The sequence below is a fragment of the Rheinheimera riviphila genome (assembly GCF_004005945.1).
GTDB classification, from domain to species: Bacteria; Pseudomonadota; Gammaproteobacteria; order Enterobacterales; family Alteromonadaceae; genus Pararheinheimera; species Pararheinheimera riviphila.
On record NZ_SACS01000017.1, the window covers coordinates 72,440 to 98,069 of the forward strand.

The 25,630-nt window shown below is 48.8% G+C and carries 25 protein-coding genes and 1 tRNA gene; 16 read left to right on the forward strand and 10 right to left on the reverse strand.

All coding sequences use genetic code 11. From position 1 onward, the window contains the following. Positions 1-41: 41 nt before the first annotated feature. From EOE67_RS14890 to EOE67_RS14900, 3 genes are all read right to left on the reverse strand, one after another. The gene (locus EOE67_RS14890; protein ID WP_164852354.1) at positions 42-2,771 is read right to left on the reverse strand and encodes a M9 family metallopeptidase; all 2,730 of its coding nucleotides are present in this window, start codon (positions 2,769-2,771) and stop codon (positions 42-44) included. Between the two features lie 337 nt (positions 2,772-3,108). After that, entirely contained in the window at positions 3,109-3,510 is a 402-nt protein-coding gene (locus EOE67_RS14895; protein ID WP_127700128.1) for a hypothetical protein, read from the reverse strand. A 238-nt stretch (positions 3,511-3,748) separates the two neighbouring features. Continuing rightward, positions 3,749-5,638, reverse strand: coding sequence for a DUF885 domain-containing protein (locus EOE67_RS14900; RefSeq protein WP_127700129.1), 1,890 nt, complete (start codon positions 5,636-5,638; stop codon positions 3,749-3,751). Positions 5,639-5,957: 319 nt separating this feature from the next. On the opposite strand from EOE67_RS14900, the gene EOE67_RS14905 reads away from it, so the two are divergent. Continuing rightward, positions 5,958-7,175 (forward strand): MFS transporter, encoded by a 1,218-nt coding sequence (locus EOE67_RS14905; RefSeq protein WP_206099615.1) that lies wholly within the window; start codon positions 5,958-5,960, stop codon positions 7,173-7,175. Between the two features lie 7 nt (positions 7,176-7,182). Here EOE67_RS14905 and EOE67_RS14910 read toward each other — a convergent pair whose 3' ends face one another. From EOE67_RS14910 to yegD, 3 genes are all read right to left on the reverse strand, one after another. Continuing rightward, complete coding sequence (locus tag EOE67_RS14910; protein WP_240652832.1) at positions 7,183-7,923, reverse strand: pseudouridine synthase; 741 nt, start codon at positions 7,921-7,923, stop codon at positions 7,183-7,185. Positions 7,924-7,991: 68 nt separating this feature from the next. Continuing rightward, a complete protein-coding gene (locus EOE67_RS14915; protein ID WP_127700131.1) occupies positions 7,992-9,401 on the reverse strand; it encodes a DEAD/DEAH box helicase in 1,410 nt (469 codons plus the stop codon). Between the two features lie 213 nt (positions 9,402-9,614). Next, positions 9,615-10,946 carry a molecular chaperone gene (gene yegD, locus EOE67_RS14920; RefSeq protein ID WP_127700132.1) on the reverse strand — a complete coding sequence of 444 codons (1,332 nt, stop codon included), beginning with the start codon at positions 10,944-10,946 and terminating at the stop codon, positions 9,615-9,617. A gap of 213 nt (positions 10,947-11,159) precedes the next feature. Between yegD and EOE67_RS14925 the strand changes: the two genes are divergently transcribed. The 4 genes from EOE67_RS14925 to EOE67_RS14940 all read left to right on the forward strand — a co-directional run bounded on the left by EOE67_RS14925 (position 11,160) and on the right by EOE67_RS14940 (position 13,670). After that, positions 11,160-11,753, forward strand: coding sequence for a FlgO family outer membrane protein (locus EOE67_RS14925; RefSeq protein WP_127700133.1), 594 nt, complete (start codon positions 11,160-11,162; stop codon positions 11,751-11,753). A gap of 17 nt (positions 11,754-11,770) precedes the next feature. Further along, positions 11,771-12,559 carry a FlgO family outer membrane protein gene (locus tag EOE67_RS14930; RefSeq protein ID WP_127700134.1) on the forward strand — a complete coding sequence of 263 codons (789 nt, stop codon included), beginning with the start codon at positions 11,771-11,773 and terminating at the stop codon, positions 12,557-12,559. 1 nt (position 12,560) lies between these two features. Then, entirely contained in the window at positions 12,561-13,400 is an 840-nt protein-coding gene (locus tag EOE67_RS14935; RefSeq protein WP_127700135.1) for a FlgO family outer membrane protein, read from the forward strand. A gap of 195 nt (positions 13,401-13,595) precedes the next feature. Further along, positions 13,596-13,670 (forward strand) — tRNA-Arg (locus EOE67_RS14940). A gap of 22 nt (positions 13,671-13,692) precedes the next feature. Here EOE67_RS14940 and EOE67_RS14945 read toward each other — a convergent pair. Continuing rightward, positions 13,693-14,877, reverse strand: a complete 1,185-nt coding sequence (locus EOE67_RS14945) for a flagellar assembly protein T N-terminal domain-containing protein (RefSeq protein WP_127700136.1) — start codon at positions 14,875-14,877, stop codon at positions 13,693-13,695. 150 nt (positions 14,878-15,027) lie between these two features. Here EOE67_RS14945 and EOE67_RS14950 point away from each other — a divergent pair, with 150 nt between their 5' ends. Next, entirely contained in the window at positions 15,028-15,483 is a 456-nt protein-coding gene (locus tag EOE67_RS14950) for an LPP20 family lipoprotein (RefSeq protein ID WP_127700137.1), read from the forward strand. A 74-nt stretch (positions 15,484-15,557) separates the two neighbouring features. Here the strand turns inward: EOE67_RS14950 and flgN are convergent, their stop codons facing one another. The 3 genes from flgN to flgA all read right to left on the reverse strand — a co-directional run bounded on the left by flgN (position 15,558) and on the right by flgA (position 17,101). Beyond that, on the reverse strand, positions 15,558-15,932 hold the full coding sequence (flgN, locus tag EOE67_RS14955) for a flagellar export chaperone FlgN (protein ID WP_240652833.1): 375 nt from the start codon (positions 15,930-15,932) through the stop codon (positions 15,558-15,560). A 53-nt stretch (positions 15,933-15,985) separates the two neighbouring features. Beyond that, the gene (gene flgM, locus EOE67_RS14960; RefSeq protein WP_127700139.1) at positions 15,986-16,309 is read right to left on the reverse strand and encodes a flagellar biosynthesis anti-sigma factor FlgM; all 324 of its coding nucleotides are present in this window, start codon (positions 16,307-16,309) and stop codon (positions 15,986-15,988) included. 78 nt (positions 16,310-16,387) lie between these two features. After that, positions 16,388-17,101, reverse strand: coding sequence for a flagellar basal body P-ring formation chaperone FlgA (gene flgA / locus EOE67_RS14965; RefSeq protein ID WP_127700140.1), 714 nt, complete (start codon positions 17,099-17,101; stop codon positions 16,388-16,390). A gap of 125 nt (positions 17,102-17,226) precedes the next feature. Between flgA and EOE67_RS14970 the strand changes: the two genes are divergently transcribed. From EOE67_RS14970 to EOE67_RS15015, 10 genes are all read left to right on the forward strand, one after another. Next, entirely contained in the window at positions 17,227-18,156 is a 930-nt protein-coding gene (locus EOE67_RS14970; RefSeq protein ID WP_127700141.1) for a chemotaxis protein CheV, read from the forward strand. Between the two features lie 17 nt (positions 18,157-18,173). Continuing rightward, positions 18,174-19,004: a CheR family methyltransferase gene (locus EOE67_RS14975; protein ID WP_127700142.1), complete on the forward strand. Its 831-nt coding sequence runs from the start codon at positions 18,174-18,176 to the stop codon at positions 19,002-19,004. Positions 19,005-19,080: 76 nt separating this feature from the next. Further along, positions 19,081-19,521 carry a flagellar basal body rod protein FlgB gene (gene flgB, locus EOE67_RS14980; RefSeq protein ID WP_231916702.1) on the forward strand — a complete coding sequence of 147 codons (441 nt, stop codon included), beginning with the start codon at positions 19,081-19,083 and terminating at the stop codon, positions 19,519-19,521. Continuing rightward, positions 19,521-19,934 (forward strand): flagellar basal body rod protein FlgC, encoded by a 414-nt coding sequence (gene flgC / locus EOE67_RS14985; protein ID WP_127700143.1) that lies wholly within the window; start codon positions 19,521-19,523, stop codon positions 19,932-19,934. Before flgB ends, flgC begins: the two co-directional genes overlap by 1 nt. Positions 19,935-19,944: 10 nt before the next feature. Then, a complete protein-coding gene (locus tag EOE67_RS14990; RefSeq protein WP_127700144.1) occupies positions 19,945-20,640 on the forward strand; it encodes a flagellar hook assembly protein FlgD in 696 nt (231 codons plus the stop codon). Positions 20,641-20,661: 21 nt separating this feature from the next. Continuing rightward, positions 20,662-21,990 (forward strand): flagellar hook protein FlgE, encoded by a 1,329-nt coding sequence (gene flgE / locus EOE67_RS14995; protein WP_127700145.1) that lies wholly within the window; start codon positions 20,662-20,664, stop codon positions 21,988-21,990. Positions 21,991-22,261: 271 nt separating this feature from the next. After that, positions 22,262-23,005 (forward strand): flagellar basal-body rod protein FlgF, encoded by a 744-nt coding sequence (gene flgF, locus EOE67_RS15000; protein WP_127700146.1) that lies wholly within the window; start codon positions 22,262-22,264, stop codon positions 23,003-23,005. Positions 23,006-23,028: 23 nt separating this feature from the next. Next, positions 23,029-23,817 carry a flagellar basal-body rod protein FlgG gene (flgG, locus tag EOE67_RS15005; protein WP_127700147.1) on the forward strand — a complete coding sequence of 263 codons (789 nt, stop codon included), beginning with the start codon at positions 23,029-23,031 and terminating at the stop codon, positions 23,815-23,817. Positions 23,818-23,833: 16 nt separating this feature from the next. Further along, positions 23,834-24,511, forward strand: coding sequence for a flagellar basal body L-ring protein FlgH (gene flgH, locus EOE67_RS15010; RefSeq protein ID WP_127700148.1), 678 nt, complete (start codon positions 23,834-23,836; stop codon positions 24,509-24,511). A gap of 15 nt (positions 24,512-24,526) precedes the next feature. Continuing rightward, on the forward strand, positions 24,527-25,630 hold the full coding sequence (locus tag EOE67_RS15015; protein WP_127700149.1) for a flagellar basal body P-ring protein FlgI: 1,104 nt from the start codon (positions 24,527-24,529) through the stop codon (positions 25,628-25,630).

The following is a 25,630-nucleotide window of genomic DNA, read 5'->3' on the forward strand; positions in this document are numbered from 1 at the left end:
GGTCGGTGCTAATTATTCCTAATTAGCTCCGACCCTTTTTGTTACTGCAGGCTAACCACCAGTGTCGTCTGCCCTTTGGTGGGATTACCTTTCACGCCAATATAACTCCAGCCAACCGGCAGCGGATTGGTCAGGATCTGCTCGGTGCTGTCATTATTTTCAGAGCGTTGCTGATAACTGCTATTGGTTGGCCAGTTTAGTGCGCTGAAGTACAGATCGGCGTTGCCGGTCGTTGGGCCGTACAGGTTAAATTTTAATCGGGCGTTGGCGACGTTGTTGTAATAGTAGAAATAGGTGTAGCCATCATTTCCTGCCACCACACAATACATTTGTCCCGCCTGCACCGAAATATAATCGACCGGCGCTTGATTGGCGCAGGCATCCGGTTGCGGTGGGCTTGGCGTATGAGTTGCGGTCAGACTAAGGTTGCTGAAATTAGCATAAGCGTAACTACCAACATACCAGCGGCCAGCTGCCGGATTGTTGACGGTGCAAGTTTCGGTATTTCCATCGACATAAGGCCGACAGCTATAGCTTTGTAACGTCGGTTGCGAACCATGATTCAGATACAAATCGGCATCACCGCTGCCACCATTTTGTGCCACCACCAGTTTCGCCTGATTGGCAGGTACATCAATGTAGTACTGCAGCCAGCTACCCTGAGCAGCACCAAGCCCGGTTTTCGCCTGACCATTCACCAGCGCCGCGCCGTTGCCGGTTTGGCCGATGGTCACTTGCGGAACCGTATCGTTACTTTGCACATTGCCAAGCCAGGTCGACCATTGACTATCCAGACTGGTACCAATGGCGTTGATGGCGCTTAAGTAGGTGTCGTAGTCACCTTCACGGAAATGCGCCAGTAAGCTTGTAACAGTGGCAGGCTGGGTTTCAAACATAAACCGCACCGCCAGATACCCCCAGCGATAAACCCGATCCTGACCACTGCTGTAGTTGTTGGCGAGAATTTCACTGAGCTTAAATTGCTTGGTACGCGCCATGGTGATGGCGGTATCGTTGCGGTTTTTCTTCGACACATATTCGGCTAAGCCTTCAATCCACCACACGGTTTTGTGGGTGTCGACTTTGGCGGCACCAAAATCGCCTTCGAGGTTAAAGCGACCGTCGAGGTAATGCACCATCTCGTGCGTCAGGTTCCAGACATGAAATTCCGGGCGCAACCATTCGGCTTCATAAGCAATAAAGCGCGCCTGATTGGTCGCAGATGCCGGATTTCCTTCCAGATACATACCGCCATTATTGGTGTCGATGCCGAAGAATAACCCGGCGTATTGACCATAATCAGCGCTGGAATCAAATACCACCATTTCCAGATTGCTGTTTAGGTCTTCTGCAACTGGTTGCTGGTTAGTGCGCAGGAATTGATGGAAAAAAGTTTCCTGCGCTGTCACTGCGTTACAAGAGTCGGCAAGCTCTGCGCTTGTCATCTCCTGGGCGCGAAACTTCATCGAGCCACTACAGGCATGTTGTTGTGCCAGCACTTGTTGTTCCAGCTGTTCCTGAAAGCCGCAGATATTGTAAGTGGCGCACTGGCCGTAATAATCAACTGCAGCAGCGACCCGCAACCACACCGCCGAGCCATTGCCGGACATGCTGTATTGGCTCAAAATTGCGCTGACATGCGTTTTCACATCAATGTGAATGGCGGCCGTTGGATACTGTAAAAAACGCGCCAGTTCAGCGGCGGCATTTTCCTGTAAAAATGAGGCTTGCGTGCCAATCATCCAGCTTTGGCGGGCAAAATTGCCGAGCCGGTTGATCAATACCGTGTCATTGGCGGTGGCTGCAACAAAAGCGCTGTCCTGATGGCCGCGAAATAAAATAGTGAAAATCTGATTCACCGCACCACGCATATCCCAGTCGGCGGCGTAGCTGCTGTTCCAGCGTTGCAGCCATTCTTTGACGACGTACAAATAGCGGCTGTTTTCACCGGCGCTGTCGACCAGGGTTAAAGCGTCCTGAATATTGCGGCCATTCAGCGATGAATTTTGATAAAACACCGGGTTGCTGAATAAATTATCCAACGCTGCCCGCACGGCTGTTTTCACAGCGGTCGGGTAGTCCGGGATCAGCGTGTCGTTGTAGTACTGTACGAAAAAGCCTGCACGCAGGAAATAGTACAGTTTGCCCAAAGTTACTTCACTGCCACTGGCATTGTAACTAGTAGCGAGACTGGCCGTTGCGTTGGCAACAAAAGTCATTTTGCTGGCGCTAAAGGCGGCGATGGAATTTGGCTCGCCGTTAAATAAGTCGTTAATACAGTGATTTGGCGTCGCCAGAATATGATCTACCAAGGCTTGACCGGATTTGCTGCCATAACCGCTGACTGCGGTTGCACACTCATCGGCAGCTTGCGCTTGTTCTGCCAATAATTGCTGCGAGTGGCTGTGGGCGCGGAAAAAGCTTTCTTCGTCTTGCACCGGCTGCTGCAGATGTTCTGGTTTTGGCTCCACCGGTGCATTGATCACGGCAGGTTGGGTTTTGGATTTAGGAACCCATTGGTGATGCTGCGGAATTTGATGTCGCTGATGTTGAACTACAGCAGTGAATGACGAAACTTGTTGCGACGTTTGCTGCTTGTATTGTTGAACCAGTTGCTGGCTTTGCTGTTGAGTTTGTGGCGGCTGTAGCTGTCGGTTTTCTGCTGCCAACATTTGTGGGCTGAACAGCGCGAGGCTGACGGCCATTGTTAATAAACAGGGGGTGAGGGCCGCGCTTTGGCTTTGCTGCCGCGCGTTGATGTTTTTTTGCATGTCATGTTCCTGAGAAAGATTATAGTTGTATGTCATTTATGTTACCCGAAGGCCAAAACATCTTAGACTATTGAATAATGTATACAATATAACTATAAGTTTATTTGGTAATATGAATTTAGAAATTGCTTAAATATTGAGCTAACTAAATTAGGGACTTATAGCGGTGGCGATAAAAAGAGGACGCGTGATAGAGGTTAACTAAACGGATACCGATGCGGAGTTTTAACTATTTCACAATTGGATGCTCGAGCATTAAAAGCGGGGGTATAAAAGCAGGCGGCTTGTGCTGCATGTTCGTGCTCGATGCACCGTCATACAGTCGCCGCCATATGGATTAGTTAAAATGACGCCCGAAAGTCGCCGCCAGCAGCACCAGATAAGTAATAGCAACCGTTGGTTTAAAGCAATGCTTCAGATACGAAAGCACCAGACCAACAGCACCACCACGTTGTTGTAACCAGCTTTGATGCCACTGACAACCAATGTCTTTGCCCTGCGATAACGCCTGTTCCAGCGCTAACAACCGATCGGCAGTGCGGCTTTGCTGGGTTTTCCAGATGGCTTCATGTAGCCAGAACACGCCGATTAACCCCAGTTGCAACACCAGGCTGCTTTCGGTTTGCACTAACCATAACCACAGTACGATGGCGACCACTTTCAGCCACAGCGCTTGTTTTTCCATTTGATCATAACTTTGTTGCTGTAACAGCCATTCGGCCTGATTGCGATCGGTCATCGGATATTTTCCTTGTTGAATAAACGCTGCAGCTCAATACCCGTCATCCTTGAAGATTCGGGGTTGTTGCCTTCGCCCGCTCGCCCCAGTCACATAGGACAACTATGCTCCTGGGGTCTCACGTGCTTGTCGCCTACCCGAATCTTCAATGATTTTGGGTATATACCGCAGCAGTTTATCAATAAATTAAACCACCAAATTAAGTTGTTCTTTTAATTCAGTAAATCTTTCCCTTAACTTAAGCCGGAACCGGCTGCTTTTGCAAGACAATCCAGTCGCGGACTTTTTGCTCCAGCACTTTCATTGGCACAGCGCCCGATAACAACACCAAATCGTGAAAAGCCCGGATATCAAACTGTGCGCCCAGTTCAGTGCGGGCCAGTTCACGCAGCTCCACAATTTTCAGCATGCCGAGTTTGTAACCCAGTGCTTGTCCCGGCCAGGCCATATAGCGTTCAATTTCCGAAATGACATCCGACGAAGCGGTACCGGTGGTTTGCGCCATATATTGCACGGCTTGCTCGCGGGTCCATTTCTTTGCGTGCATACCGGTGTCGACCACCAACCGCACTGAACGGAACAGTTCGGCTTTTAACCGGCCTAAATTGCCAAATGGGTCATCTTTGTACATACCCATTTCATAAGCCACCAGTTCAGAATACAGACCCCAACCTTCGGCATAAGCGTTGTAAGGTGCGATGCGGCGTAACAATGGCAGTTGATCCTGTGCCAGATTCAACGCAATTTGCCAATGATGGCCAGGGTTGGCTTCATGGTAAGTTAATGTTTTTAAATCGAATTTTGAGTTGGCTTTCATATCAGCCAAATTGATCCAATAAATACCCGGTTTACTGCCATCCATCGCCGGGCTGGTGTATTGACCACCGGCGGCGCTGTCCTGCACTTCTACCGGAATGCGGCGTACTTCTACAGCATAAGGCGGTTTGGAGGCGAATTGCTCCGGCATCCGCAGGTCCATTTCGGCGATATAGCGGTTTAAATCCGCCAATAACGTTGCGCGGCCCTGGTCTGAATCTTCATATAAAAAGCGTGGTTCTTCCGAGAGCGCCGTCATCCGATCGCCGACCGAGCCTTCGTTGTAGCCGTTGGCTTTGAGGATGCTATCCATTTCTTTGCTGATCCGTGCCACTTCATCCAGACCAAGCTGGTGAATTTGATCTGGCGTTAAATCAGTATCACCAAGCTGACGCACTGAATAGGCATAAAAATCGCTGCCGTTTGGCTGCGCCCAAATCCCGGCTTCACTGCGGGCATGCGGTACGGTAGCAACCACATCGGCGAGCAACTGCTGATAACCTGGCGCGACTAGGGTGCTGATGTGAGTGGCGGCTTGCTGCAGCAGTGGCTGCTTTTGTTCGGCAGTGAAGGTGGTAACTTTGTCTAGTTTTGTCGCAAAATCGCGGTAGAGCGGGTGCTCAGTCGCGTTGCTATTGCCATAATTTTTCAGGATATTTTGTGCTTTATCCAGCAGTACTCTTGGTGGGATCCAACCGGCTTTTACATCGGTATTAAATTTGTCGCTAATGCTTTTTAATGCCGGGCCAAACAATGCTAAACGCGCCAGATAATCTTTGGCGTCTTGTTCGTTATTGATCGGATGTGAGTTCACCATTGAACCTGGCATATCAATAGTCGGACCATTGATTTGGTTGATAATAAATGCCGAATGGCCCATCCAGGGGTCGATGTAACCGCCAGCAAAACGGCTATCACCGGCGTAATAACCGATGATATTCGCCATCACGTTTTGGTTATCGGCATCCACCGCGTCAGCAGGCAGTGGCATTGCAGAAAGTTCAGTGGCAATTTTACCGAGCGCCAGGCGCAAATTGCCTTCGGTGTTACTGTCGAATAACTCCAATTGTGCTTTGTAGTTCTGACCAACCTGCTGCTCGGTCAGGCCGTAGGCGGAAGCACTTAACGCACGCGCCTGAAACAGCGTCTGGGTGGCCTTTTCATACAAGGCTTTGGCGGCTGCGACATCGGCGACTGGCTTGGCGGCTGGCTGTGCGGCAGCCGCTGGTGTTTCAGATGTTTTTGGAGCTTCTGTACATTGTGTCAGCAACAAACTGCTGGCAATGGCCAGACTTAATAAAGAAATGCGCATCGATAAAAATCCTTAACGGCAGGGAGATATTTCATAGAGCGTTATCATACACAGAATGTATACCCAAAATCATTGAAGATTCGGGTAGGCGGCAAGTGAGCGAATCTGGAACGCCAGCCCGGCCCGGAGCATAGTTGTCCTATGTGACTGGGGTGAGCGAACGCGGCCAACAACCCCGAATCTTCAAGGATGACGGGTATATTGGATACGGCAGGTCAAAAATCGATGCGCAGAGGTGCTGCAGCAGAACCTGCTTTGCTTTAGAATCAGTGTAGTTTCTTGGCGTTATAGCAATTTGAGTATTGCTACAGGACCTTTCTTGTCTCATCACTTCTCAGAAACACCGGCAGAGCCGTATGCCAAAAATAGCCCGCGCTATCGGCAGATCACCTGGATCTTAAGCTTTGCCGCCGTCGTGGTGTTCGCCAACCTACATGCGCTGCAGCCGCTGCTCCCTGAACTCAGTCGCAGTTTTGCGTTGAGTGCTTTGCAAACCAGCTGGAGTTATGCCATTGGGACGCTGGCGCTTGGCGTTAGCTTATTATTTTATGGCGCTTTGTCTGATGCCTTTGGCCGTCGGCAGTTACTTGGCCTCACATTACTCGGCATGGCGGCAGCGACTGTTGCTATCACTCAGGTCGAAACTTATCCGCAGTTGTTATTCTGGCGCGCTGTGCAGGGTTTTTTCCTCGGCGGTTTGCCAGCCATCGCGATTGCCTATATGGGTGAAGAGCTAAGCAAACCTGCGCTACTGGCGGCGGTAGGTTATTACATCAGCGCCAGTTCGTTGGGCGGCATTTCCGGGCGGGTGCTAGCCGGGTTTTGTGCTGAAGTTGGCCATTGGCAGTGGGCATTCTGGCCGATGACGATATTAAGTTTGCTATTAGTGGTGATGTTTTGGCGGTATTTGCCGCCGTCACAGCATTTTGTTGCCAAACCTTTTTCGCTGCGTCAGGCGCTGGCGGATAATGGGTTTCACTTGCGACAGCCGGTGTTATTACTGTGCTTTCTGATTGGCGGCTTTAACTTTTTTGTTTATTTAAATCAATATACTTACATCAGCTTTGCACTGTCCCAAGCGCCTTATTATCTGAGCAGTGGTTATATAGGCCTGTTATTTTTGACCTACCTGACCGGTACTTTAGGCTCGGCCATGTCGGGGCGGATCAGTAAAAAACTGACCGCGCCTGAAGGCATGGCGCTTGGCATTGCCATTATGATGCTGGGAACTGTGGTGACGTTAATCCCACAAATTTGGGGTATCGTACTGGGATTTTTTATCAGTGCTTTTGGTTTTTTCCTGACGCACAGTCTGGCAACCGGTTTTGTTAATCAACATGCCACCCGCGCCAAAGCCAGTGCTAGTGCTTTGTATCTGGTTTTTTATTATGTCGGCGCCAGTAGTGGCGGTTTGTATCTACATCCGTTTTGGCAGGCAGCCGGTTGGTCTGGTGTGGTGGTGGCTTCGCTGCTGATGTATGGCGTGACGCTGGCAATGAGTTGGTATTTGCGTCGTCGCACGCGCGATATGGGTTAACAGGGTGTCAGCTGCGCGCAGTCAGCAACAACATTTCGTCTGCAGTTAAAGGCCGGCAACAACCAACAGCGTGGGTTAATAGCAACTGGTTAATCCGTACCCGATGTAATGTCAGCACTTTTAGGCCAACAGCGCGGCACATATAACGAATTTGCCGGTTTAAGCCTTGCGTTAGCACTATCGTCAGCAGGTTATTTTCGGCCTTTACAATACAGGGATCAGACTGATACAAGGTAGTACCAAGCTGCCAGCTGACGCCCGCTGCCAGTTGCAGCACCTGGGCTTCAGTCACCACCTTATCCACTTCCACCCGATATTCTTTTTGCTGCAGCTGATCGGCGTGCATCAGCCGATGCGCCAAAGCGCCGTCATTGCTGAGCAGTAATAAACCACTACTGTCTTTGTCTAGTCGTCCCAGCGGAAATAACCGCAGCGGTAATGTCGCAAGTAGCTGCGCGATGCTATAGGGATCGTCAGATTTGACATTACAATCGACGCCTACCGGTTTGTGATACAACCAGCATTGGCGCGGCGATGCTTCTGGCAAAGCTTTGCCATCGATCTGAATAAAGTCGCCGGTTTTAATGAGGTAATGATGAGGTTGCTGCTGGCCGTTGACCAACACTCGTTGCTCGCTAATCAGCCTGGCTGCCGCTTTGCGTGAGCATAAACCACTGTGGGCTATGGCTTGATTTAAACGAAGCCCGACCAAAGTGGCCGGGCTGTTGTTGATGGCTGTAGACTCCAAAACTGACTGATTTGAAGGCTGCAATGCAGCCTCTGTCGCAGAGTATGAAGTCGTCATCCTGGCGGTTGTTAGTTATTACCCTGACGCTGTGGCGCCGGGTTGCTGCGACGTGGTGCCGGGCGTTGACCCTGACCATTGCCGCCTGCATTGTGTCCACCAGCGTTATGCTGCTGTGCCGGGGCACCGGCCGGACGTGGCCGACGTGGTGCTGCTGGCCTGGCGCCGCCTGCTGAATTAGCACCGCCTGCTGTGGCCGGTTTTTGACCAGCAGCTGCAGGTTTTTTCGCTTGTGGGCGTGGTGGACGCGGCGGGCGCACTGTTAAATCGTGGTCGTTATGATTGCTTGACGGAATACCGCTTAGCTCTGCCACCGGAATTTTCATCCCAATCAGCTTTTCCACTTGTTTTAACTGTGGGATTTCATCCGGGCACACCAAGGATACAGCAAGACCCGTCATGCCAGCGCGGCCGGTACGACCAATGCGATGTACATAATCAGCGGCTGAACGCGGCAGCGCGAAGTTGACCACAAACGGCAGCTGCGCAATGTCGATGCCACGGGCAGCAACGTCTGACGCCACCAACACCCGCACTTCGTTACTTTTAAAACCAGCCAATGCGGCAGTACGGGCGTTCTGGCTTTTATTGCCATGAATAGCTGCGGCGGTAATACCAGCAGCTTCTAATTTTTCAGTTAAACGGTTGGCTTCGTGTTTCGTCGCCATAAACACCAGCACTTGTTGCCAGTTGTTTTGTTCAATCAGCGAAATTAAAGCGCCGGTTTTTTGACCTTTAGTCACATGATAAACTTTTTGCTCGATTTTCTCGGCGGTGCTGTTTTCCGGCGCCACGTTGATCATCAGCGGATCTTTGAGAAGTTTATTGGTCAGGCTTTTGATTTCGTTGTCAAAAGTGGCTGAGAACAACAGGTTCTGCCGCACTTTTGGTAATAAATTCAGGATTTTCTGAATGTCGCGGATAAAACCCATATCCAGCATGCGGTCGGCTTCATCCAGTACCAGCACTTCGACTTCATTAATTTTCACTGCGTTCTGGCCAATTAAATCCAGCAAGCGACCTGGTGTTGCGGTCAGAATGTCGACACCACCGCGTAAACCCATCATTTGCGGGTTGATATTGACGCCACCGAACACCACCAGGTGTTTCAGTTTTGGCTCAAGGAATTGGCTGTATTTGGTAATTTGTTCACTGATTTGCGCGGCAAGTTCACGCGTTGGGGTCAGGATCAAAGCGCGGGTAGGGCGCGGGTGTTTGCTTTTGGTCTGGCTTAAACGTTGCAAAATTGGCAACACAAAACCAGCGGTTTTACCGGTACCGGTTTGCGCGGCGGCCAGTAAGTCCCGACCTGCCAGCACCGCAGGAATAGCCTGCTGCTGAATTGGGGTCGGTTGGGTGTAACCCGCCTGTTCGACTGCTTTTTGAATGGCTGGTTGTAACCCTAATAACGAAAATGACATCTAAAACCCCACATATTGTCAGCCTGCCGGAATGGGGGGCTGTACAAAAAAGTCGCGCATTCTAACCGGTATCGCCGCCAACTACCATCTTTGCCGCTCCTTTATCTACAACGGATCGGAAAAGGGCATTAATTGGCTATCGAAACGCCGTTTATTGCAGAATTTGTCTGCATTCACCGGTAGCTGCTGCGGCCGATTGGGCAAAGTGCGGTACTAGCGAAAGGTGCGCGCAGCAATACTACACAAGCCTTTGCCAACCGAGCCAAAGCGGTCACCATGCACCAACGGAATATCTGGTAGCATCGTCTGCAATAATGCCTGAATGCCCTTGGCTGCGGACGCGCCACCGGTTAAGAAGATACAATCGGGTTTGCTGCTGGCATCCGTCATACTTTGGCTAATCAGTTTTTGAATGCCGTTTAATTCCTGATAAATCGCTTGATCCAGCTGTGCGCTGCTAATCAGTTGCGACAGTTCTGGTTCAACCCTTGCCAGCGACACAGCAGTATCAGTTTGATCGGCCAGGCTAATTTTGGCCTGCTCTGCCGCCTGCACCAGGTAATAACTTAAATGCTGCTGATATAGCTGCCCCAATCTGGCAACTTTGGCAGGCTCTTTCGCCTGTAACATGAGCTGCTGAATTTCTGCGCTGGTTTGTGGCCGGTAGAAATTCTCTTGCGCCTGAATATCAATAATATTGACCGCGTCACTAAACAACGAATTCGGCAGCGGACGGCCGGTGAGGGCTTGTGTACCGCGGCCCAATAACGGCATCAGGCTGTAAATGGCCAATTTAATGTCCATATCAACACCGCCAATGCGCCGTCCGGCATGACCAAGTAAATCACTACTGCGATCCAGTTGCGCCATTCGCTTCGGGCCAAGCCGAATCAAACTGATATCGCTGGTGCCACCGCCAATATCAACCACTAACACCAACTGCTCTTTATCTAAACTCCGCTCAAATTCCATCGCCGCTGCGACTGGCTCATAAGCGAATTGAATTTCGCGAAAACCAACATCGGCCGCCGCCTGGCGTAAAATAGCTTCGGCGCGTTCATCGCCCAAAGCGCCGTCAATGCCCTGAAAATGCACCGGACGACCTAATACTGCGTAGTCCAGGGTTGCAGCTTCGGCAATTTGCTGGTGCTGCTGCGCTTTGTGTTTGATTTCTTTAAGTAATAAGGTACAGATCTGCCGATAAATCTGACTTTGTGCCGGGGTTAGCCTAGAACCCAACATTGATTTTGGCGATCGGATAAACACACCGGCTAACGGATCCGAGCTGTAATGCTGGTGCGCCGCCTGACCCAGAAAAACTTTGGCGTCCTGCGCCAGCAGCCGGTGCAGACTTTCATTGATATAAGGCTCGTCGCTGTCATGGTGCTGGTCGTTGTCATCGGCTTTACGTCTTTGGATATAAAGCGCAGAACTCAGATAACGGCTGTCGCCGTCCATTAATGCCAGTTCTGGCTCGTCGCCGTTCAGCCAACCAGCGGTACAGTTGGAAGTACCAAAATCAATACCACAGTAGTTCTTCGTCATCGTCAGCGCCTGTTGTTGCGGATTTTGCGGTCAAGGTAAAAAAGCGGCGCAGTATACATGGCTTCCCAGGCGGCGTCAGTCTCAATGCTGGCATTGATTTTGCTGAAGTCGACTATCAACCACAGTTCGACTTGTCGCCACAGATTGCTATCTGCGGCAACAAAGTCGGGTGTAACCTTCGCGCAGCAGCGGCAACCCTAGGGGAAGCTTAGAATGATCCAGCTTAAATCAATATTATCGGTGATGTGCTTACTGCTAATCAGCAGTTGCGCGCAGGAACCACAGCGGCAGCATTCTGCCCGTACCGCGCAACAAGTTGCCATTACGCCGGTGCTGTATTACACCGAACGGATCGCCGACCGGCTGTTTCAGGATTTAGGTCCCATCCCGGATGGTACTATTGCGGTGGTTAGTTTCACCGAGCTTAAATCTTTGGCACCGGATCCTTATAATCTGTCGATGAATTTATTGGGGCTACAGCTGCAGGAAAGTATGCTGACGGTCGCCAGCCAGCGTGGTTATAAAGTGAAAGAGCTGCGTTTAGCCTCGCAGGTGAAGGTGTATAGCGATCACGAACGGATCTTAAGCCGCGACATTACCGAACTTGCCACCCAGCAATCCGTGCGTTACGTCATTGCCGGTACCCTGAATCAAGCCGAAAATTACACTACAGTGAATGCCAGGTTGGTCGATATTCAGAGTAATACCATTATTGCAGCTGCTTCGGATCTGGTGCCGGCCAATGTGCTTGGCAGTGCCGAAAAAGTGCAGTTACGCCAGCAACAACTGTATCGCAGCGGCGACTAACACAGGATTTCAGCCCTATGAAAACTCAATTACCTAAGCATCTGTTTATCGCCAGCCTGAGTTTGGCTATTGTTGGTTGTTCTTCTTTGAGTATTTTTGATGAAGCGCAACAGGCGCAAATTGAAGCTGAAGGCCCGCCGGCCCGGCATGATGTTGCGCTGCAAGGTGCGCCGCAACGAGCAATGCCAGCTGGTGCTGCGGCAGCGCCGGTTCTGCCTTCGGTTCAAAACAGTTCGCCGCTTTATGTGACACCAGGCCTGTATGACGGTGCCGCCTATCAGGCCACCCGTATGAGTGCGCAGAAAATGCAGCAGCATTATCAGCCGCAAGTTGGCGTGAATGTGAATCACTATGTGCAGGGCATGATGCACGATCTGGTCGCTAATCTGGATATGGTCAAGCAAGGCATGATTATTGGTGTCACCAGCTTTGTGTACCTTGATGGCGCTTATGATCAAACCGATTTATTCGGCAATCAGCTGTCTGAAGGTTTTATGCATGAAATTCATCAGTTTGGACTTGATGTGGTCGATTTCAAAACCACCGATTATATTCGGGTTACCCCAAAAGGCGATTTTGTATTTAGCCGGGATTTTATGGAGTTACGTGAAGAACAGCCGATCGAATATGTGCTCGGTGGTACTTTAGTGCAGCATCAGGGCGGTACTTTAGTGAATGCCAGGATTGTATCGGTCGCCAGTAAAAAAGTGCTGGCCAGCGCCCAGAGTTTCGTGCCGCAGCATGTGGTTAGCGCGATCCAACCGTCGGCACTGCCGGGTAAACTCTATCTGAAACAAGGTGAATAAGATGCGTAACCTTGGAATTATATTGCTGCTCACGCAGTTAACGGCCTGTAGTCAGTTATGCGATTGTCAGCCGGCCAAAACTACCGGCACCAATCAATCGGCCACAGAGAATACGGCGACATCCACGATCGCCGAAGAAATGCAGGCTGAAAGTGCCGCTGCAGCAGAGAATTCGCCGCAGGTCGGCAGTTCCGGCTTAGAAGTGGTCAATACCAGACCGATGCAAGAAGCGACACCGGTTAACAGCACGAACGAGCCTTCGCAGTTTGATCAATTGCTGGCAGACCCAAATGCGAAGCCCATTATGCAGCTTACCGCTGGACGTCTGCAGCGCAGAGTCCTGCCTTCAGAAGCCGGCCAGGTATTTGCACCAGAACAACCCGCATCTCCTTATCCGCAGTTGCAGCACAGTCGTAAAGAATTGTTGGATTATGCGGCGCAGGCGGCATTTAAGTTGGCTGGATTTGACGCTTTACGCGGTGCCAAAGTGGGTGTAACCAGCTTTGTTGAATTTGACCCGACACTCAGACAAACGACCGCAGTAGGCAATCAGTTCGCCGAAGCTATGGTTAGTTTATTGCCGCAATATGGTGTTGATGTCATTGAATACAAATTAACTCGTGGTATTACCATTGGCCCGGCTGGCGATCTCGCATTATCAAGAGACGTCAAAGAGCTTCAGGACAATGTCGGGATGGATTACATCCTGACCGGAACCGTGGTCGCAACCAAACGTGGCTTGCAGATCCATAGTCGGGTGGTATCAGTCAGTCAGCACAAAGTGATCGCCGCAACTTCCACCCTTATTCCGCATCTGGTACTGCAACAAATTCAGCCTTAACCGGTTAAATGGCCTGGCAGGATTAATCTTCATTTCAGGCAATGTTCGCCAGTTGCCTGAATTTCATACAGATAATAAAAGCTTCGATTGACAACAGTGCAGAATTTTAGCAGCATGACGGCCGCTGAACAGGATGTAGTTTTGTACTCACTCTGTACGAAGATTGCCGGTCCAGCTATCAATGTGTACCTCACCGGCCCCATAGTTAAATGGATATAACGGCCCCCTCCTAAGGGGCAGTTACAGGTTCGATTCCTGTTGGGGCCGCCATTTGCGTGAGCTGATAGTTGATTTACTGCTGAGCTTCCGGAAACACTGAATCGTTTTCTTCAGTCTCGGCTTGTGCTGCAACCGACGCCAAATCACCAGCCTGAATATTTGCCAGCAGTTCATGATTGATACTTTGCGCCCAGGCTGTTTCATGACTCAATTGGGTCACCTTAACCACCAGCGGCGTTACTGTTAACAATTCCTGCGCATGACCAAAGTTATCCGTCAGTTCACGCCGATGAATCAGCGTAAAACTATCGCCAACTTTCACGCCATGCGCCGAGCCAATACTCAGCAGAACCTGGTTTTGCCGCACTTGCTTCACATCGGCCAATAAAGGCTCACAGCGGATCGCTTCTTCAACATCCATTACTGCGGCATCTAAAATTCGCTCCGCTGCTTTACCGTAATCGGAGCGCCAGAATCGTTGGTACTGTGGATCCAAGGCAGTGCTTTTTCGGACCGACCAAATGGCGGATGTTTGGTATTTTTGTTGAAATACCATCCGTTCATCAACTAAATCAAACAAAGCCACTTCAATGTGGAAGAATCTTTCCCGATCAGCATTGGACCAGAACTGCCAATTGGTACCACTGGTTTCCCCCAAAGACACATCATCCAGCGTTGCTGACAAGATGTAACGTGCGCCATATTGCTGCTGAACGGCCTGACGTTCCTGATAACTTAAATTTTGGCCGTTGATTGGATTATTGAGTGGCTGCGGCCAGCTGCTTTGACTGATTTCACTGAGTTTGTCACTGAACAACTTGCTGCTGACTTTGCCCAGTTCAAATAATTCGCCAACCACCGCTTGCTCCGGCAGTTTTAGCTTAAACGGCGTGATCAGTAATTTTTTCTTATAAGAAAGAGTGGGGCAAGCCGGTTCAGTCTGAAAGATATCGGCACGAATGGTCACTTCGAATACGCCGTTGTGGGCGCGCTCGGTAACCAGCTGCACTTGCTGGATCTCACCAAAGCTTTTCACCTGGGTGCTTTCTTGTGTCAAAAGTCCGTCAGTTACCTGCTGTACACTGCGGATTGAAACGCCAGCGAACAATAACGCCCGTTTGACGGCGTCTTCTGTGGCCTGCGCGCGGGCGGCCGCCTGATCACCATTGCGGATAGTTGCCTGGCCGGTCGTTTCGTACCATTGCGCCTGGGCATGTCCGGCCAGCATGACCAGCATTAAACCACCAATTGTCCGCATGTTGTTACTCTCCACATTATCTTACCTGGGTTAAAGCAATTTACGTGCCTGCTACCGAACACGGGAATTTTGGCGCGAATTCTGCAGTGAAAAGCTAGTGCTAGTGAATGAATGCACGCAATACCATCGAATGATTTCCAAGAGGTCACAATGAACAGATCCATGTTAATGCTGCTTAGCACAGTGCTTTTATCAGGCTGTAGTGTGTTTATGGATAAAGAAGTGCAGTGGGAATCGGTCCAGCCAGAGCATTTTCCGGTACTAACCGCTGTCGGGTATGCACCAGTGTCGGCACAACAAGCTGAGACGGACGAGCAAAAAATGCTGATGGCGATGAAAGCCTCAAAACTTGAAGCGTACAAAGAGCTTGCGGAACAAGTGTATGGACAGAAAATCGATTACAAAGTGACGATGGCCCAGGCTGCGATGGGCAATGAGCAACTCAAAGCCTCATTGCAAGGCGTGATCCGCGGCGCCCGTGTCGTAAAAACCTATCCTGTCGGCCAGTTTTATGCCACAGAAATGGAGCTGGATTTTAAGCAAGTTTATGATTTATATCAGAATGCGCAGCCAGTGCGTCGAGTCAAAGCAGTGAAGTATTATTAATTTATTACAGATTTACTGAGTATTGAGGGAAGGTACGACGGTGAAATTAAAACGTTAGTATCAGCTCATTCATTTCAGGCTTTAATGCCTTTACCAATGCTATCAACAGCAGGTTTGCCTTTGGCAGTATAGGTAAGTCCGGCTTTACCACGATTCTGTAGAATTTCATGTTTAAACCGTTCCACAACTAACTGGCTTTGTTCAACACTTTGCCGGTTGACTTCATTTTGTTCTTTGCACTGCTCAAGCAATTGATCTAACTGGCTGACGGCATCGCTAAACCAGCTTTGGTTTTTTAGTTCGGCAAGCTGTGGCAGTTCGGAAATTTGTTGATCAAGTTGTTGGATCAGTTCCAGCTGCTGTACTTTTAACAGGCAACCTTGATCCAGCTTCTCGACATCGCGACTAGAAATGGCAGTTAATTCAGATTTTAATAACGACAAAAGCACCAGGAGGTGCTCTTGTTGTTTGTTTAACAAAGACAAAATGAGGGAGGGATCAATCATCTTTTATTAAACAACTCGCCTTCAAACTGAACGATGCGTTTCGCCAGTTGTTCGACATTAATTTTGTATTTACCTTCAGCAATCGCCTGTTTGATATCATCGATTTTTTTCTGATCGATGCCTGAACTGCCGCTGGCTTTTTCTTGTGCTTTCGTGAACTGCTGAGCCTGAGTGGTCAGAGACACTGAATCCTGTTTTTGGGTCGGTGCATTCAACGTCGCTTGTTGCTGGGCAACTTGCTGTTTTTGAACGTTTTGATCGACTTTGTCGGTTTTCACCGCCGGTGTGGTTTGCACACCTTGATTTACATTGATAGCCATAATTTACCCCCTCATCAGACCCACTGGTCTATTCCTTGATCATTTTAACGGCAGCAGTCAGTAAAACTTTAGGATTTTTTATAATTTAATTTCAACTCGTTTTACTGCGGTAATTTGTGCTGTAACAACCCGTTTTGACTGTAGGTTCTGAACTTTGACATCATCGCCAAAAGTGCCGTCCTGCAAGGCCGTAGCCTGTGTTGTCACTGAGAGTCCGTTTGATACTCCTGCAATTGTAACAACATCTCCCTTACATACAAGACAAAGATCGTTTTTGGTTATTATTTGACCTGGATTTAGCGCTTTTTTTGTTCTGGCCCCAACAATAAATTGAGCATCATTTACTAAGGCGCCGCGGCTTTGCAAAAGTTCGGTTTCGGTTTGAACCAGCAAGTCGTTGCTTAAGTAACTCCCGGCGGCTAATTGTCGGGTCACTGCTACCGCATTGACCAACTGGCTAACTTTCGCCGATACAAACAACTGCCAGCCACCGGTGTCCGGGCATTGAATTCTGACAGTATTTTGACGCTGCAGTTGTACGTTTACTAAAGACATTTGCAACGATTGTTCACAGTTTTTATCTGACAGCCGACTATCCAGTGGATAGACCTGAATTTTTAATTTATTTACCGACTGATCTGGTACTTGCTGTTCCAGCCAATTTGTCGTGTGTGTTGTCAAATCTAACATTGAATAACTGGTTGCAGAAACACCCCAACTCAGCAAAGAGAGGCCTGCGCACAACGCCTGTAAATGACAGATTTTAGGCAAAAATTTATCGTACATTTTCATATTGTTTCAGCTATGCTTTATCGGCAAAGGGTTATAACATACCAAGTATGTCAATTTTTCAGTGACTTGCCGCTTTCAATTATCTGCTGCAAGAATCGATCCTGAACTTCTCTGGGGAGTCACAAATGGCCGGTATTCTTGATTCTGTCAACCAACGAACGCAGTTGGTTGGGCAAAACCGATTGGAATTATTGCTGTTTCGGTTAGCTGGCAGGCAGCGGTTTGGTATCAATGTGTTTAAAGTCAGAGAAGTGTTGCAATGTCCCCCGCTGACCGCTATTCCTAAAAGGAACAAATTTGTTCGCGGTATCGCCCACATTCGTGGACAGACCATTTCCGTCATCGATTTGAGCCTGGCAACTGGTGGTCGTCCGATCGAAAATACGAAGGACAGTTTTATTGTTATTGCTGAATACAATAGATCCGTGCAAGGTTTTTTGGTGAATTCAGTCGAACGCATCATCAATATCAACTGGTCAAGCATTATGCCGCCGCCAAAAGGTACTGGCGGTCGACAAAGTTATCTGACCGCAGTCACCGAAATCGATAACGAACTTGTTGAAATTATTGATGTAGAAAAAATCCTTGAAGAAATTTCACCATCACCTACGACGATCACCGGTAATGTTGAAACTGAAAGTATCATGGCTGATCTTGGAGATCGCACCATCTTAATCGCTGATGATTCCGCGGTCGCGCGTAATCAGGTAAAACGTGCGCTTGAAAGCCTGGGTGTTACAATGCACTTAGTGAAAAATGGGCGTGAGGCGCTCACCTATCTGCAGGAAGTTGCCGCGAGTTGCCAGGATTCGGTCACTGAGAAAATTGGTCTGTTGATTTCAGATATTGAAATGCCCGAGATGGACGGGTATACCTTGACTGCAGAAATCCGTATGGACCAAAAACTCAAGAAACTGCATGTTATTTTGCATACATCGTTAAGCGGCGTCTTTAATCAGCAAATGGTTCAAAAGGTTGGTGCTGATGATTTTATTGCCAAATTTAACCCAGATGAACTCGGTGATTCAGTACGTAAGTGGTTACATGCTGATTAAACAATGGTGGTGCTGTCTTGAATAAAGAGCTGCATGACAGTGAATATAAGTTGTTCCGGGACTTTCTGGAGCAGCAATGTGGCATTGTGCTGGGTGATAATAAACAGTATCTGGTTAAAAGCCGCCTCGGTCCTCTGATGTTACGGTTTAATTTGGCAAGTCTGTCAGATTTAGTCTCTAAAACACTCAGTCCCTTTGAGCGGCAACTTCGTTCCGCAGTCATCGACGCTATGACGACCAACGAGACATTGTGGTTTCGTGATACCTATCCCTATGAACTATTAAAGAAACAAATTCTTCCAGAGCTGGAAAAGGACCATCGTACCGTCAAAATTTGGTCGGCTGCCAGTTCTTCCGGGCAGGAACCTTATTCAATTGCTATGACCGGCCTTGAATATCAACAGCTTAAACCTTCAGCATTCAGCTTGGGCGTGCAAATTCTTGGCACTGATATTTCCAATGCTATGCTCGAACATTGTCAACGTGGTGAATATGATGGTTTGGCCTTGTCTCGGGGATTATCCCCAGAGCGGCGGAGTAAGTTTTTTGAAGACAGCGGAAATGGCATGATGCGGGTAAAAGATCCCATTCGGAAGAATGTGTCGTTTCGTCATTTAAATTTGCTCGACAGCTATACCTTACTGGGTAAATTTGACATTATTTTTTGCCGTAACGTGTTGATTTACTTCTCGCCTGAAGTCAAAGCAAAAATTATCCGTCAATTTGCGCAAGCGTTAAATCCACGTGGTTATTTGTTTTTGGGCGCTTCTGAATCCTTATCCAGCATTAATACCGATTTTGAAATGATCCGGTGTAACCCCGGCATTATCTATCGCCGCAAGACCTGATTAGCCCGCAGCGAAAAGTTTGCTTTTCATCGAACATTTTTCTTTTCAAAAGCCTTTATAACTATTGGCCTGAGTTTTGCTAATAATTCTTATCGAGATTCGACGAGAGTGCAGCAACATGGCAATTAGTTTTGAAAAGGCGTTTGGTCTTCACCCCGAAGGTATGCTCCTAAGAGAGAAGCGCTCAGCGATATTGGCAGACAATATCGCCAATGCCGATACGCCGGGCTACAAAGCCAAAGATTTGGATTTTGGTACAGCGCTGGCGAATGCGCAGTCCAGGCAATCTTCTTCTATCAGCCGCACTCATGAAAAACACTTTCAGATCTCCACCGATATGCAACAGGAAGTGAAATTCCGCAATGTCGAACAAACGGATACCGGCGATGGGAACAGCGTAGATATTCATCGCGAGCGTAATGCCTTTAGCCAAAACAGCATGGAATATCAGGCGTCATTGAATTTTTTAAATAGCAAAATCAGCGGCTTGAAAAAAGCTGTTGGAGGGCAATCCTAATGAGTTTATATCGGGTTTTTGATATAGCCGGCAGCGGACTTACAGCACAAGCGCTGCGATTAAATACAACCGCCAGTAATATTGCCAATGCGAATACCGTGAGTAGCAGCATTGATCAAACGTATCGGGGCAGGCATCCGGTATTCGCTGCTGAATTTGACCGGGCCAAAGCAGAGCAGGGCGCTGGTGTAAAAGTGATGGGTATCGTGGAGAGTGATGCGCCCTTGACCACTGAATACAATCCAAGTCATCCATTAGCTGATGAAAAAGGCTTTATCTACAAACCGAATGTCAATGTGATGGAAGAGATGGCAAACATGATTTCTGCCAGTCGCTCCTACGATGCCAATGTTCAGGTTGCTGATGCTGCAAAACAGATGCTTAGTCGTACTTTGACCCTTGGCCAACGATAAGGAGTAAATCATGTCGACTATTAATTCAACGACGACGCCAAGCTACGTTGATAGCCTTAAGCAAGGAACGGCGAAGGAGAAGACCGATGCCGAAAAAGCCGGGGCGTTAACCCAATCCGATTTTTTTGCACTGCTAACTCAACAACTGGCTTTTCAGGACCCCACCAAACCGGTTGAAAACGACCAGATGATTGCGCAAATGACCAGTTTTACTATGGCCGATGGCATCAGTTCGTTGAATAACAATTTTAAAGATTTTGCAGCGAGTATGAATTCAAATCAGGCGCTACAGGCATCAAGTCTGGTCGGTAGAAATGTGCTGGTGAATTCAGACAAACTGGTGTTTGACGGTGTCAACGAGGCTGTCGGGTCGGCAGAGGTTCCGGCAAATACCTCCAGTTTAACCGTCAAAGTCTATAACGCCGCCGGCGAGCTGGTACGTTCAGCGCCAGCTGTCGAGCCGCCTGCAGGGAAATTTGATTACGTCTGGGATGGTAAAGATAACAACGGCGCCGTTTTAAAAGGTGGCCTTTACACGGTGAAGGTTGAAGCCGAAGTTGCAGGTGAAAACCAGGCGTTAAAAACCTCTACTTATGTACCGGTGACCAGCGTCACTCTTGGAAAATCGACTGGCGACATGACCCTGAATTTATATGGTCTTGGCGCCAAAAAACTGTCAGACATTTTGGAAATTGCTGCAGGCTGATGCTTGTGAATGAGGTGAACTATGAGTTTTAACATTGCTTTAAGTGGTTTAGCTGCCGCACAAAAAGATTTGGATACAACTGCCAATAACATTGCGAACGTCAATACAACAGGTTTCAAAGAGTCCAGAGCTGAATTCGCTGATGTGTACGCAGGTTCAATCTTTTCACCAGGTCGTACCAAAGTCGGTGATGGTGTGGCAACTTCTCAAGTTGCTCAGCAATTTAGCCAGGGCGCATTAAAATTCACTAGTAACTCTCTGGATATGGCAATCACCGGTGATGGCTTTTTTGCTTTGACTCCTGATTTAGCATCTAAAGATTTAACTTACACCCGCGCCGGTGCTTTTAAACTGAGCAAAGACAATTTTGTAGTCGACAACAACGGCAATTTCTTGCAGGGATACCCGGTTGATCCAAGTACCGGCTCTGCCAGTTCGATCAGTTTAAGTACCACCAAGCCTATCCAAATCCCTAGTACTGCTGGTGCTCCACGTTCAACGCAAAACGTCTATTTGACGATGAATTTAAATGCGACGCAGATGCCGGTGACTATACCACTGCCGGTTTTTAACCCACTTGATAAAGCCACATATAATGCAGGCGCAACAACCTCAACGACGGTTTACGACAGCTTGGGTGAGCCGCATATTTTATCGTTTTATTTTCGCAGAACCGCAACGGCTACAGATAACAACTGGGAAGTATACGGTGTCTTTGATGACAAAACGGCAATACCGCCAGCAGCAGGCGCCTATTTTGGACCGGTAACGCTGGATTTTGATGCTAATGGTGTGCCGACATTACCGACGGCGACTTCTCTTCCTGATTTAGTATTACCGCAGGCTGTCATAAATACTCCTGCCTACCTGACCAACGGTGCTCAATTTACCAGCGCCTTGACGGTAAACTTCGGTAACGCCGCTGGCACCAATTTCCCAACGCAATATTCCAGCAAGTTTGAAATTGGTTCGTTAAGTCAAGACGGTACCACAGTGGGACGATTGACCAGTATTGATATTGATGCTGCAGGCAAAGTAATGGCGAGTTATAGCAACGGCGATCAGACATTCCTTTCGCAGATAACCTTAGCGAAGTTTGCCAACCCGCAGGGTCTTACACAAGCCGGAAATACAGCTTGGAAAGCGAGTTTGCGGTCAGGTGAAGCGTTGGCTGGCGAGGCGAATAGCGGAACTTTGGGTTCGATAAACTCTTCTGCGCTTGAATCGTCAAACGTCAACCTTACGAATGAGCTGGTTGACTTGATTGCAGCACAGCGGAACTTCCAGGCCAACTCGCGGGCACTTGAAGTCAATAGTTCGCTGCAGCAAACAGTGCTGCAGATACGGTAACTTCAGTTTATTGACCTTTGAAAACCACCTGCGGGTGGTTTTTTTATGGTTGCGCGATCGCACCTGTAATCGCTGTTAGTTTCAGCGCACTCTCAAATTTCTACTTCGATAAATTTTTTATTAACTATCTGAATTTAAATAAATATACCTAGCGTTTTAATAGCATCTGCCACGATAAATTTATCTGTTCTGGATCTGGCACCATTGTTGCTTAATAGCTGTTATCAGTAGCTAAAAGCAGGCACAACGCCTGTGGTAGCGGGAGCAGCAGATGGACCACTTACTTTACATCGCGATGAGCGGCGCCAAAGAGAATATGAATGCGCTGGCCGTGCGGGCGAATAACCTCGCCAACGCCAATACCAATGGCTTTAAAGCAGATTTAGAGCAAGCGCGTTCGATGCAGGCGTTTGGTGATGGCCAACCAAGCCGGGTTTTTGCATTGACCGAAATGCCAAGTCAGAATTTTGACGCCGGTGAAATTAAAATCACCGAGAATGAGCTTGATGTGGCCATTCAGGGCGATGGCTGGTTTGCGGTTGAAGATGCAAATGGTCAGGAAGCATATACCCGTAGTGGCAATCTGAAAATCAGTGTTGACGGTTTTTTGCAGACTGCATCCGGTTTGAATGTGTTAAGCGATGGTGGTCCGGTGCAATTGCCAGTGCCGCTTTCGAAAATTGATATCGCGGCCGATGGTAGCATTCAGGCGGTACCACAAGGCGCTCCGGCGACGGCGATGGTCGAAGTGGGGCGGATCAAGCTGGTCAAGCCGGAAAATCCGGACGTGTTTAAAGGCAACGACGGTTTATTCCGTCGAAAAGATGGCGCAGTTGCAGAACCAGATGCCAGTGTCAATTTATTAAGTGGTGCACTCGAAGGCAGTAACGTCAATGCTGTTGGCGAGATGACGTACCTGATTAGTTTGCAGAAACAATTTGAATTACAAGTAAAAATGATGAAAACCGCTGAAGAGATGGATCGTCAGCAAAACCAGCTTTTACGCATCATCTAGAGCATTAAGCTCAGGAGGACACCATGCATCCAGCTCTTTGGATCAGCAAAACCGGTTTAGACGCCAAACAGCGTGATATTTCCGTGATATCAAATAATCTGGCCAACGCCAGTACAGTCGGCTACAAGAAAAGCCGTGCTGTGTTCGAAGATTTGTTGTACCAGAACGTCAATCAGCCAGGTGGCCGCTCGTCACAAAACTCAGAGTTACCCAATGGTCTGATGCTTGGTGCCGGTACCAAAGTGGTGGCGACGCAGAAAAACTTCACCCAGGGCAATCACATGACAACCGACAATGCGTTGGACGTGATGATCCAGGGATCTGGCTTTTTCGAAGTTCTGATGCCGGACGGTAGTATTTCGTATAGCCGCAACGGCCAGTTTACCACCGATAGCGAAGGCAACCTGGTGACGTCTGGTGCAGGATATCAAATCCAGCCAACCATTACCGTGCCACCTGAAGCAACTGACATTAACATTTCTCAGGATGGTGAAGTGTCGGTGAAATTGCCGGGGCAGGCAGAAAATGCGGTACTTGGGCAGTTGATTGTGACGAACTTTATTAATCCGGCTGGCCTTGAGCCAATTGGACAGAACTTATTCCGCCAAACCGGGGCCAGTGGTGATCCGGTGCAGGGGGTACCTGGCCTTGAAGGGATTGGCTATATAGTGCAGGGCGCGCTGGAATCTTCTAACGTCAATGTCACTGAAGAACTGGTCGGTTTAATTGAAAGTCAGCGGGTATATGAAATGAATTCGAAAGTCATTTCAGCAGTTGATCAGATGCTCAGTTTCGCCATTCAGCAACTGTAACGGCGAGGAGGTTGTTATGCGTCTTGTTATTGCTTTGTTCGCATTGTGTTTAATGCAAGGATGCGCCAGTTATGTGCCGGAAGCGTTTCCGGATGACCCGGCGTTTGCGCCGTTGCCGCCAGAGCCTGAGCCGCAACCTGTGCTACAAACCGGTAGTTTGTTTGCTGCGGGGATGTCAAACGGGCTGTATTCCGATAATAAAGCGCGGCGCGAAGGCGATATTATTACCGTGGTGCTGCGGGAAAATACCCAGGCATCAAAAAAGGCTAAAACTGAGTTTGGGAAAGACAGTTCGAATTCTATTGACCCAATGGTTGGTTTAGATGGACGAAATGTCAGTATTGCTGGCAATGCATTGCAATTAGGGATCAATTCCAGCAGCGATTTTAAGGGCGATTCTAAAGCGGATCAGAGTAATAGTCTGACCGGCGATATCTCCGTCAACGTGCTGCGGGTGATGGCCAATGGCAATCTGGTGATCCGCGGTGAAAAATGGCTGACGCTCAACACCGGTAAAGAATATATCCGGTTAACCGGGGTGATCCGGCCGGAAGATATCGATGCAAAAAATACTGTGGAATCAAGCAAAATTGCCAATGCCCGGATTGAATACAGCGGCACAGGCGCAACTCATGGCGGACAGGGGCCCGGTTGGCTCAGTCGGTTTTTCTCTACTGTGCTGTGGCCGTTTTAGGCTGAGGGTATTCCCATGAACACAACTTCCTGGATTGCAGTATTGAGCTTGTTTGTCTGCGTTGGAAGCAGTTTTCAAGCGCAAGCGGCCAGAATTAAAGACGTCGCTTCGGTCGAAGGTGTGCGTTCGAACCAACTGGTTGGCTATGGTCTGGTGGTTGGTTTACCCGGAACCGGAGAACAAAGTCCGTTCACTGAACAAAGTTTTAAAACCATGCTGGCCAACTTTGGCATTAATTTGCCTGCCGGTATGAAATCGCAGATTAAAAACGTCGCGGCGGTGGCTGTACATGCCGAGCTCCCGGCTTTTGCTAAACCTGGCCAGAATATTGACGTGACGGTATCCTCCGTTGGTAGCTCGAAAGGGCTGCGGGGTGGTACTTTATTGCAGACCTTCCTCAAAGGTTTGGATGGTCAGGTGTATGCGGTCGCGCAAGGCAGTCTGATTGTCAGTGGCCTAGGTGCTGAAGGTGCCGATGGCTCAAAAGTCGTGGTGAATACGCCAACTGTTGGCCGGGTGCCGAATGGCGGAACCGTCGAACGTGAAGTGATCACGCCTTTTGCTCAGGGCGATTACATTACCTTTAACCTCAATCGTGGGGATTTTACCACCGCCAAAAATTTGGCTGCGGCCATCAATACCTTTATTGGCGACGATACCGCACGTACGCTGGACGCACGTTCGATCCAGGTGCGTGCTCCGCGTGATGTCACGCAGCGTGTATCCTATTTATCTACGCTGGAAAATCTGACGTTTGAGCCTGCGTCCGATGCGGCGAAAATCATTATTAATTCCCGTACCGGAACCATCGTTATTGGCAAAGAAGTGCGGTTATTCCCGGCAGCAATCACTCATGGCGGTATGACAGTTACTATTGCCGAGAATCCAACCGTCAGTCAGCCGAATCCGCTCGCTGAAGGTGAAACTGTGGTGGTGCCTAATACCATTATTGATGTGCGGCCAGACCGTTCCCGGATGTTTAAATTTGATCCGGGTACCACGCTTGATGAATTAGTCAGCACAGTCAATGCTGTTGGAGCCGCGCCCGGTGATTTGATGGCCATTCTGGAAGCGTTAAAAGAAGCCGGTGCAATTCATGGTGAGTTGGTGGTGATCTAA